This window comes from Amycolatopsis sp. NPDC098790 (genome assembly GCF_044759945.1).
Classification (GTDB): domain Bacteria; phylum Actinomycetota; class Actinomycetes; order Mycobacteriales; family Pseudonocardiaceae; genus Amycolatopsis.
The window spans coordinates 377,146-388,882 of the sequence record NZ_JBIWAI010000003.1 but is presented as its reverse complement, the minus strand read 5'-3'; the positions used below and the strand labels follow the sequence as shown (position 1 = coordinate 388,882).

1 protein-coding gene is annotated in these 11,737 nt (G+C 73.9%); it reads right to left on the bottom strand.

All coding sequences use genetic code 11. From position 1 onward, the window contains the following. Position 1: 1 nt before the first annotated feature. Entirely contained in the window at positions 2–11,656 is an 11,655-nt protein-coding gene (locus ACIQWX_RS27260) for a type I polyketide synthase (RefSeq protein ID WP_400876827.1), read from the bottom strand. Positions 11,657–11,737 lie beyond the last annotated feature (81 nt).

Genomic DNA, 11,737 nt, shown 5'->3' with positions numbered 1-11,737 from the left:
GTCAAGAGATTCCGAGTTCTCGGTCGATCGCCGCGAACATCTCGTCGTCGGTCGCCGTGTCGAGTTCGAGGTCTTCGTCGCCTTCGCCGCCGGTGTCGTCCCATTTCCACAGCAGCTTCCGCAGCCGCGCGGTGACCAGCTCGGGCGGGAGGGCCGCCAGTTCGGCCTCGATCCGGTCCAGTTCGCCGGTGACGGTGTCTTCGACGACGAGCCCGGCGAGCAGGTGCTTCGCCACGGCCGCCGGGGTCGGGTAGTCGAAGACCAGCGTGGCGGGCAGCTTGAGGCCGGTCGCCGCGCCGAGCCGGTTGCGCAGGTCGAGCGCGGTCAGGGAGTCGAACCCGAGCTCCTTCAGCGTCTGCGCGGGCCGGACGGCGTCCCGGCTCGCGAACCCGAGCACCGTGGCGACCTCGGCGCGGACCAGGTCGAGCACGACCCGCTCGCGTTCGTTCTCCGACACCGTCCGCAGCCGCTTCGCCAGTCCGGCTTCACTGTCCACAGGGGACTCGACGTGCGCTTCGGGCAGTTCGCGCAGCAGCGGACGCGGCCGCGCCGCGGTGTAGAGCGGGGCGAACTTCGGCCAGTCGATGTCGGCGACGACGCTCGTCGGGCTGCCGGTGTCGACCGACGGCCGGATCGCGGTGACCGCCAGTTCCGGCCGCATCATCGGCACCCCACGCCGTTCCAGCTGAGCTCCGACGGCCTCGTCGACCATGCCGCCACCCGCCCAGGCACCCCAGGCGATCGACGTCGCGGGCAGGCCACGGTCGCGCCGCTGGTGCGCGAGGGCGTCCAGGTACGCGTTCGCGGCGGCGTAGCCCGCCTGGCCCGCGTTGCCCCAGACGCCGGCGCCGGAGGAGAACAGGACGAACGCGTCCAGGTCGCCGCACAGCTCGTCGAGGTTCCGCGCGCCCTGGACCTTCGCCTCGGCCAGGTGCGCGAAGTCGGCCAGGGTGACCGCGGTGATCGGCCGTTCGACGTCGACCGCGCCCGCCGTGTGGACCACGGCGTTGATCGGCGGCAGCTCGTTCAGGAGTTCGCGCAGGGCGCCGCGGTCCGAGACGTCGCAGGCGGCGACGGTCACCTCGACCCCGAGCGCGGACAGCTCCGCGGCCCCCGGCGCGTGCTCGCCCCGGCGGGAGACGAGCACCAGGTGCTCGACGCCGTTCGCCGCCAGCCAGCGGGCGACCTGCCCGCCGAGCGCGCCGGTGCCGCCGGTGACCAGCGCGGTGCCGTGTGGGCGCCAGCGGACGGGCGGGGACGCCGCCGCGCGGGCCAGCCGCCGGGCGAATACTCCGGACGGCCGCAGGGCGACCTGGTCCTCGCCGTCGTGGCCGGTGAGGACGGCCGCGAGCCGGCCGGCGGTCGTGGCGTCGGTGACGGGCGGCAGGTCGACGAGGCCGCCCCAGCGGTCGGGCTGGTCGAGCCCGAGGATGCCGCCGAGACCCCACGCCATCGCCTGGGCCGGGCTGGTCAGGGGCTCGGCGGCGTCGACCGAAACCGCGCCGCGGGTGGCGAACCACAGCGGGGCGGCGATGCCGGCGTCGGCCAGCGCCTGGGTGAGCAGGACGTTGGCGGCAAGCCCGGCGGTGAGCACCGGGTGTTCGGGATGCGGGTCTTCGTCGAGCGCCAGCAGGGAGACCACGCCGGTGGGTGGCGCTTCGGCAGCCAGCAGGAGCGCCAGCTCCGAGCGGTCCTCCGTGGACACGTCGAGCACGCGGACGTCCGGACCGAGCAGGTCTCGCGCGTCCAACCCGGCGGGGACCACGGCAAGCCAACCCGCGTCGAGCGTGGTGGTACGCGGGGTCAACACGGGGCTCCACCGGACGTCGTAGCGCAGCGCGTCCACTTCGGACCGGACGATCGGTGCCGCGGACCGCGGTTCGAGCCAGAACCGCTGCCGCTGGAACGGATAGGTCGGCAACGGGACTGTACGCTTCACCGGATAGAGGACCGACCAGTCGACGTCGTGACCGTGTGCCCACAGCTGGGCCAGGGAGGTCAGGAACCGCCGGAGGTCGCCCGCGTTGCGGCGCAGGGTGCCCACGACGGCGGCGCTCTCTCCGGTCTCGTCGAGAGTCTCCTCGATGCCGGCGCCGAGCACCGGGTGCGGGCTGACCTCGACGAAGAACCGGTGGCCAGTCTCGATAAGTGTCTTCGTGGCGTCGTGGAACCGGACGGGCTGACGCAGGTTGCGGTACCAGTAAGCGGCGTCGAGGGTCGCGGTGTCGATCGGCCGGCCGGTGACACCGGAGAGGTACGTCATCGTCGACGTCCGCGGGCGGACCGGCGCGAGGACTTCGCGCAGCTCGGCCTCGATCGACTCGACCGCGGCCGAGTGGGAGGCGTAGTCGACCGGGATCCGGCGGACCCGCAGGTCACCGGCGTCGGCGAGCAGTGCGTCGATGGCTTCGGCTTCGCCGGAGACGACGACCGAGCCCGGCCCGTTGACCGCGGCGAGGGAGATCCGGCCGTCGTACGGTGCCAGTAGCGGGGCGATTTCGGCTTCCGGGGCGGCGATCCACGCCATCCCGCCGCGCCCGGCGAGCCCGGCCGCGATCGCTTTGCTGCGCAGGGCGACCACCCGGGCACCGTCCTCGAGGGACAGTCCACCGGCGACCACCGCGGCGGCGATTTCGCCTTGGGAGTGTCCGACGACCGCGTCGGGCTCGACCCCGTGCGCCCGCCAGAGCGCCGCGAGGGACACCATCACCGCCCACGACGCCGGTTGCACGATGTCAACGCGTTCCAAGGCTTCCGCGTCACTGAGGACGTCGGTCAGCGACCAGTCGACGTACGGGTCCAGGGCGGCCGCGCACTCCGCGATTCGCGCGGCGAACACGGGCGATTCGGCGAGCAAGCCGACCGCCATGCCCGCCCACTGGGCGCCTTGGCCGGGGAAGACGAACACGGTCTCACCGGCGGTGCCGGTGGTGACGGGGCCGCCGGCGGCCAGCTCGCGCAGCCCGGCCACGAGTTCGTCCCGGTCGCCGACGACCGCGGCCCGGTACTCGAACGCCGACCGCGTGCCGACCAGCGACCAGCCGACCTCGGCGACGCCGTGCCCGGTCTCCGCCAGCGCCGCCGCCTGCTCGCGCACAGCTTTTTCCGAACGGCCGGACAGGATCCACGTGCCCACGGTGTCCGGCAGTGTGTCCACAGGGGACACTTCGGGGGCCTGTTCCAGGATCACGTGCGCGTTGGTGCCGCTGATGCCGAACGCCGACACGCCCGCTCGGCGCGGGGCGCCGGTCTCCGGCCACGCCCGGTCCTCGGCCGTCAGCTCGACCACCCCGGCCGACCAGTCCACTTCCGCGGTCGGCTCGTCGAGGTGCAGGGTCCGCGGCAGGACGCCGTGGCGCATCGCCTCGACCACCTTGATCACGCCGGCGACGCCGGACGCGGTCTGGGTGTGCCCGAGGTTCGCCTTCAGCGATCCCACGAGCAGGGGCCGGTCGCGGTCGGGTCCGTAGGCGGCGATCAGCGCCTGCGCCTCGATCGGGTCGCCCAGCGGTGTGCCGGTCCCGTGCGCTTCGACGACGTCCACTTCGGACGGTCGCAGGCCGGCACCGGCCAGCGCGGCGCGGATGACCCGCTGCTGGGAGCCGCCGTTCGGAGCGGTCAGGCCGTTCGACGCGCCGTCGGAGTTGATCGCCGACCCGCGCAGCACCGCGAGCACCGGGTGCCCGTGGCGTTGCGCGTCGGACAGCCGCTCGACCAGCAGCACGCCGACGCCCTCGGCGAGGGAGAACCCGTCGGCGGCGGCGGAGAACGGCTTGCACCGGCCGTCGGGGGCGAGCCCGCGCTGGCGGCTGAAGCCGAGGAACTGGCTCGGCGTCGACATCACCATCGACGCGCCGGCCAGCGCCATCGAGCACTCCCCCGCGCGCAGCGACTGCGCCGCGAGGTGCAGGGCGACCAGCGACGACGAGCACGCCGTGTCGACGGTGACGGCCGGGCCCTCGAGGCCGAGGACGTAGGCGATCCGGCCGGAGGCGACGCTGGACACCGCGCCGGTGACCAGGTAGTCCTCGCCTTCGCCGCCGCCCGAGCCGTAGGCCTGGTCGGTCAGGCCGACGAACACGCCGGCCGGGGTGCCGGCCAGCGTCGCCGGGTCGATCCCGGCGCGCTCGATCACCTCCCAGCAGACCTCCAGGAGCAGCCGCTGCTGCGGGTCCATGGCCAGGGCTTCTCGCGGTGAAATGCCGAAGAACGCCGGGTCGAACGCGGTGGCGCCGTCGAGGAACCCGCCGTGGCGGGCGTAGGTGGTGCCCGGCCGGCTCGCGTCGGCGTCGTAGAGCGAGCCGAGGTCCCAGCCGCGGTCGGCGGGCAGGCCGGAGATCGCGTCGACGCCGTCGGTCAGCAGCGTCCACAGCTCTTCGGGCGAGGTGACGCCGCCGGGGAAGCGGCAGCCCATCGCGACGATCGCGATCGGGTCGTTGTCCGCAACCGGCTTCGTGTCTACTGTGGACTCGGGTGTCACTTCGGCCAGGAGGTACTCGGTCAGTTTCGCGACCGTGGGGTGGTCGAACACCAGCGTGCTGGGCAGCTTCAGCCCGGTCGCCGCGGTGAGGCGGTTGCGCAGCTCGACGGCGGTGAGCGAGTCGAAGCCGAGGTCCTTGAACGCCCGCCGGACGTCGACAGCTTCCGGGCTGGAATGCCCGAGCGCGGCCGCGACCTGCCGGCGGACCACAGTGGACACCAGCTTCTCGCGCTCCGGCCCGGAATGGGCCGCGAGCCAGCCGGACGCGTCCGGGGTTTCTTCGTCAGCTCGCGCTTCGGGTCGCTCGGCGAGCAGCGGGCTCGGGCGGACGGCGGTGAAGACCTCGGCGAACACCGGCCAGTCGATCTCGGCCAGCGCGACGAACGTGTCGTCGTGGTCCAGCGCCTGCCCCAGGCCGGCGAGGGCGGGCTCGGGCTCGATGACCGGGACGCCGCGGCGGGCGAGGACGTCGTGCAGGCTTTCGGCGATCATGCCGCCGCCGGCCCACGGGCCCCAGGCCACCGACAGCGCGGTCCGGCCGAGCGCGCGGCGGCGTTCGGCGAAGGCGTCGAGGTAGGCGTTCGACGCGGCGTAGGCGGCGTGGTCGGCGACGCCCCAGACCCCGGAGATCGAGGAGAACAGCACGAACGCGTCCAGCTCGCGGTCGCCGAGCACCGCGTCGAGGTGGCGGGCACCGAGGACCTTGGCCCGCAGGACGTCGGCGATCGCGTCGGGGTCGGTGTCCGCGATCGCGGCGAGCGTCCCGACGCCGGCCGCGTGGACGACCGTGCGGAGGTCGTCGATGCCATCCACCAGGGCGCGGACGGCGTCGGCGTCGGCGACGTCGCAGGCCACGACGCTGATCCGGGTGCCCAGCTCGGCCCGCAGTTCGGCCACGCCGGGCGTGTCGGCGCCGCGGCGGCCGGTCAAGACGACGTGCTCCACCCCGTGCGTGACGAGCCAGCGGGCGAGGTGCCGGCCCAGCGCACCGGTGCCGCCGGTGACGAGAGCCGTACCTCGGGTCTCCCAAGTCCTGGCCGGCCCCTTCCGCACGGCCGGGACCAGGCGGCGGGCGAAGACCCCGGACGGCCGGACGGCGACCTGGTCTTCGTCGCCGGACAGCACGGCGGCCAAGCGCGTGAGGGCGTCCGCGTCCCACGTCTCGGGCAGGTCGACGAGCCCGCCCCAGCGGCCGGAGTGCTCCAGCGCGGCGACCCGGCCGAAGCCCCAGACCGCGGCCTGCGCCGGGTTCGGTGCCGGGTCGGTGTCGAGCGGGGCGACCGCGCCGCTGGTCAGGCACCACAGGGGTGCGTCGATGCCTGCGTCGCCGAGGGCCTGGACCAGGACGGTCGCGCGGGTGACGGCGCTGATCGGGTCGTCGTCGAGCGCGGGCAGGAGGACGCCGTCGGGGGTCAGTCCGGCCAGCCGCTCGGCGAGGGTCGCGCGGTCGCCGGCGCCGGACACCTCGACGAGGTCGGCGTTCAGTCCGTCGAGGACGCCGGGTGTGGGCGTGACGACGAGCCAGGTGCCGGTGAGCGGACTCGCGGGCGGCTCGGGCAAGGCGCGCCAGGCGATGCGGTGGCGCCAGCTGTCCAGATCGGACTGGCGCCGCCAGCGGGTCAACGCCTGGCGTGCGTCGCGCCACGGCGTATCGTCGGCGAGGCCGAAAGCGTCCTCGTCGAGCGCGGTCCAGAACTCGCTGTCGCCGTCCGGCTTGGTCGCCGGTTCGAGCCAGAAACGCTGCCGCTGGAACGGGTACGTGGGCAGGCTCACCGTGCGCCGGTGCGGGTAGAGGGCCGACCAGTCGACGTCGTGGCCGTGCGCCCACAGCTGGGCGGCCGACAGGAGGAACCGACGGAGGCCGCCCTCGTTCCGGCGCAACGTCCCGACGACGGCCGCGTCGAGGGTGTCCTGGAGCGCGCCGCCGAGCACCGGGTGCGGGCTGACCTCGACGAAGAACCGGTGCCCACGATCGGCGAGCACGTCGGCGGTTTCGTGGAAGAGCACCGGCTGCCGCAGGTTGCGGTACCAGTAGCCGGCGTCGAGGGTCGCGGTGTCGACCGGCTCGGCGGTGACGGTCGAGTAGAACGGGATTTTCCCGGTGCGCGGCCGGATCGGGGCCAGTACCTCGCGCAGTTCGGCTTCGATCGCTTCGACGTGCGCCGAGTGCGACGCGTAGTCCACCGGGATCAGCCGGGCGCGGATGCCCTCGCTTTCGCAGCGGGCGACCAGTTCCTGCAGCGCGGCGGGCTCGCCGGCCACGACCGTCGACGACGGGCTGTTGAACGCCGCGATCGAGATGTGATCGTCGAGGAGGGCTTCGACCCGCTCGGCGTCGGCCGCGATCGACGCCATGCCGCCCTTCCCGGCCAAGCCGGCCGCGATCGCCTTGCTGCGCAGGGCGACCACCCGGGCGCCGTCCTCAAGAGACAGTCCACCTGCGACGACAGCCGCCGCGATCTCGCCCTGGGAGTGACCCACCACCGCGTCCGGCGTGACGCCGTACGACTGCCAGAGCGCGGCCAGCGACACCATCACCGCCCACGACAGCGGCTGCACGACGTCGACGCGGTCCAGGTCCCCGTCGCGCAAAGAGAAGTCCACAAAGGACGACAAGGCCGTCTCGCACTCGGCGAACCGCGCGGCGAAAACCGGTGACTCGTCGAGCAGCTCGGCGGTCATCCCGGCCCACTGCGCACCCTGGCCGGGGAACACGAAGACCGTGCGGCCGACGAGACCGGTGACGCCGGTGACCACGGACGGGCCCGGGGTCCCGGCGGCGATCTCGCGCAGGCCGGCCAGCAGCTCCGCGCGTTCGCCGACCACCGCGGCCCGGCGCTCGAACGCGGTCCGCGTCGCCGCCAGGGACCAGCCGACGTCGGCGACACCGTGCTCGGTCTCCGCCAACGCCGAGGCTCGGTCGGCCAGCGCACTTTCGGACCTGCCGGACAGCACCCATACGCCCAGGGAGTCCACTTCGGACATTTCAGAGGTGGGCTCGGGGACCTGCTCGACGATGACGTGCGCGTTGGTACCGCTGATGCCGAACGAGGACACGCCGGCCCGGCGAGGTGCACTGGTTTCCGGCCACGGCTGCTCCGTCGCGGCCAGGGTCACCGCGCCCGCGGACCAGTCGATGCGGGAGCTCGGCTCGTCGGCGTGCAGGGTCCGCGGCACGACGCCGTGGCGCAGTGCCTGCACCACCTTGATCACGCCGCCGATGCCCGCGGCGGCCTGGGTGTGCCCCAGGTTCGACTTCAGCGAGCCGAGCAGCAGCGGGCGTTCGCGGTCCTGGCCGTAGGTGGCGATGAGCGCCTGGGCCTCGATCGGGTCGCCCAGCGGGGTGCCGGTGCCGTGCGCCTCGACGACGTCCACTTCGGACGGTGTGAGCCCGGCGTCGGCGAGTGCGGCGCGGATCACGCGTTGCTGGGACGGGCCGTTCGGGGCGGTCAGGCCGTTGGACGCGCCGTCGGAGTTGACCGCCGTGCCGCGCACGACGGCGAGCACCGGGTGACCGTGGCGGCGCGCGTCGGACAGCCGTTCGACGACCACGACACCGGCGCCTTCGGCCCAGCCCGTGCCGTCGGCGTCGGCCGAGAACGCGCGGCAGCGGCCGTCGCGGGAGAGGCCGCGTTGGCGGCTGAACTCGACGAGCATCCCCGGGCTGGCCATCACGGCGGCGCCACCGGCGATCGCGAGCGTGCACTCCCCCGCCAGCAGCGCGCGGACAGCGAGGTGCAGCGCGACCAGCGACGACGAGCACGCGGTGTCGACCGTCAGCGCGGGGCCTTCGAGGCCGAGGACGTACGCGAGCCGGCCCGACGCGACGCTGCCGGTGGTGCCCGTGAGCAGGTGGCCGCCTTCGCCGCCTTCGGACAGGCGCGGGCCGTACTCGGAGTTCGTCGCGCCGACGTAGACGCCGGTGCGGCTGCCCTTCAGGGACGCCGGGTCGATGCCCGCGTGCTCGAACGCCTCCCACGCGGTCTCCAGGAGCAGCCGCTGCTGCGGGTCCATCGCGAGGGCTTCGCGCGGCGAGATGCCGAAGAAGTCCGCGTCGAACCCGGCAATGTCGGTGAGGAAACCGCCGTGGCGTGCGTAGGACGTCCCTGCCTTGTCCGGGTTGGCGTCGTAGAGCGTGTCGAGGTCCCAGCCGCGGTCGGTGGGGAAGCCGCCGATCACGTCGCGGCCGTCCTTGACGAGGTCCCAGAGGTCGTCGGCCGAGCGCACGCCGCCGGGGTAGCGGCAGCTCATGGCGACGATGGCGATCGGCTCCTCGGCGCGGGTGGGGTGGGCTTGGTCGGTGTGGGTGGCGCCGGTCAGCATCGCGGCGAGCCGGGCCGGGGTCGGGTGGTCGAACACCGCGGTGGCGGGGACTTTCCGGCCCGTTGCGGTGGAGAGGCGCTCGCACAGCTCTACGCCGATGATCGAGTCGAAGCCGAGGTCCTTGAACGTCGCCGCGGGGTCGATCGCGTCCGGGCCGGGGTGGCCGAGGACCAGCGCGGTGTGGGCGCGGACCGTCTCGAGGAGGTCCTGCGTCGGGTGTGAACTTGCCTCCGGGCGGGCCTCCGCCCCCCGGTCTCCAGTGTATCGGGGGGTACCGACAGTTTCGGTGGTGTCGAGCCAGAAGCGCTCACGCTGGAACGCGTACGTCGGCAGGTCGACGCGTTGCCCGCCGGGGAACGTCCACTTGACGGCGCCGCCGCGGGTCCACAGCTCGGCGACCGATCTCGCGAAGCGGGCCGGGCCGCCTTCGCCGCGGCGGAGCGTGCCGACCGCCGCGGCCGGGTGGTCGCGGTCGGCCGCCGTCGCCACTATGCCGCCGACCAGCACCGGGTGGGGGCTGACCTCGGCGAACACACTCAGCCCGGCGTCCAGCGCCGCGCGGACCGCCGGGTCGAACAGGACCGGCTGCCGCAGGTTGGCGAACCAGTGGTCCGCGTCGAGCCGTTCGGTGTCGAGCCTGCCGCCCGCGGTCGAGGAGTAGAACGGGATCGCCGAGGCGCGGGGCCGGATGCCGGCGATCAGCCGCAGCAGCTCGTCCTTCAGCGGTTCGGCCTGCGCGGAGTGTGAGGCGTAGGCGATCGCGATCCGGCGTGAGCGCACCTCGCGGGTGGTCAGCTCGGCCTGCAGTTCTTCGAGGGCGTCGAGGTCGCCGGACACCGCCGTGGTCGCGGGGCCGTTGACCGCGCCGACCGACAGCCGGCCCTCGTACGCCGCCAGCAGCTCGGTCACCTCCGCGACCGGCAGGTCGACCGACAGCATGCCGCCGTTGCCTGCCATGCGTTCGGCCAGGAGCTTGGCTCGCAGCGCGACGATGCGCGCCGCGTCCTCCAGCGACAGCGCGTCCGCGACGACGGCGGCCGCCAGCTCGCCCTGGCTGTGCCCGAGCACCGCCGCGGGCTCGACCCCGCGCGCCCGCCACTCGGCGGCCAGGGACACCGCGACCGACCAGAACACCGGCTGCAGCACGTCGGTGCGCTCGAGCGACGGGGTTCCGTGGCGCAGGACGTCGACGACGTCCCAGTCGAGGTGCGGGGCGAGCGCGGCGGCGCATTCGGCCAGCCGGGCGGCGAACACCGGCGACGCGTCGAGCAGCTCGGCGGCCATCCCGGCCCACTGGCCACCCTGGCCGGGGAAGACGAAGACCACACGGTCGTCGCCCGTGGCCGCGACACCTTGCGTGACGCCCAGTCCGTCCGCGACCGCGCGCAGGCCGTCTCGGCTGTCGACGACCGCGCGGTGCTCGAACGCCGTGCGGTGGCTCGCCAGCGTCCAGCCGATGTCCACAGGGGACAGTTCCGGGTGCTCGTCCACACGCGACAGCAGACGGCAGGCCTGCGCACGCAGGGCCGAGGCGGTGCGGGCCGACAGCAGCCAGGGCGCCGGGGTGTCCGTCACCTCACGGGGTGCGGCGGGTTCGGCCGCTTCGAGGACGACGTGGGCGTTCGTCCCGCCCATGCCGAACGAGCTGACGCCGGCGATCCGGCGCCCGGCCCAGCCCGCCGGCTCGGCCACCACGCGCAAGTTCAGTTCGTCCAGGGGGATGGCCGGGTTCGGCGTCGTGAAGTTGAGGCTCGCGGGCAGCGTGGCGTGGCGGACCGCGAGGACGGCCTTGAGCAGCCCGGCGATCCCCGCCGCGCCCTCCAGGTGGCCGATGTTCGTCTTGACCGACCCGACCGGCAGCGGCTCGGTGCGGCCGGCGGCGAAGACCCGGCCCAGCGCGGCCGCTTCGATCGGGTCGCCGACCTTGGTGCCGGTGCCGTGCAGCTCGACGTACCCGACGGCGGACGGCTCGATGCCGGCGTCGGCGTGGGCACCGCGGACCGCGGCGGCCTGGGCGTCGGCGTCCGGGACGGTCAGGCCGTCGCCGGCGCCGTCGTTGTTCACCGCCGTGCCGCGGATGACGCAGAGGATTTCGTCGCCGTCGGCTTGGGCCTGCGACAGCAGTTTGAGGACGACGAGCCCGCCGCCCTCGCCGCGGACGAACCCGTTGGCCCGGGCGTCGAAGGTGAAGCACTGCCCGTCCGGGGACAGCCCGCCGAAGCGCGCCGTCGTGACCGCGTTGTCCGGCGCGAAGATCAGGTTGACCCCGCCCGCCAGTGCGACCGGGCACTCGCCGCGGCGCAGGCTCTGCACCGCCAGGTGGACGGCGACGAGCGAGGACGACTGTCCGGAGTCGACGGTGAAGCTCGGGCCGTGGGCACCGAGGAGGTGGGAGACGCGGTTGCCGAGCAGGCTGCGGTGGACGCCGGTGATGGTGTGGTGGCCGATCGACCCGGGGTCGCTCGCGTGGACGAGTGCGGCGTAGTCGTCCCACATCGCGCCGACGAACACGCCGGCGGCGCTCCCGCCGAGGCTCGCGGGCACGATTCCGGCGTGCTCCAGGGCTTCCCACGCCAGTTCCAGGACCAGCCGCTGCTGCGGGTCCATCGCGGCGGCTTCGCGCGGCGAGATGCCGAAGAACGCGGCGTCGAAGCGGTCGACCGCGTCGAGGAACCCGCCGTGCCGGACGCCGGTTTCCTCGGCGTCCCACCGGTCGGCGGGGACTTCGGTGATCGCGCTGCGGCCGTCGCTCAGCAGCTGCCAGAACGCTTCGGGGCCGTCCGCGCCCGGGAGGCGGCAGGACAGCCCGACCACGGCGACCGGCTCGCCCGGAGTGCTCGCAAAACCCGTCATCTCACGCTCCATCGGCGGGCGGCTTCCTTCCTGTGACGCTGCTCGACGTCCACGGCAACACAGGCGCGGCAACGCTGTCCA

Excerpts from the sequence above, each read along its gene's own strand:
- ACIQWX_RS27260 (WP_400876827.1), bottom strand. The coding sequence starts at position 11,656 with ATGACGGGTTTTGCGAGCACTCCGGGCGAGCCGGTCGCCGTGGTCGGG.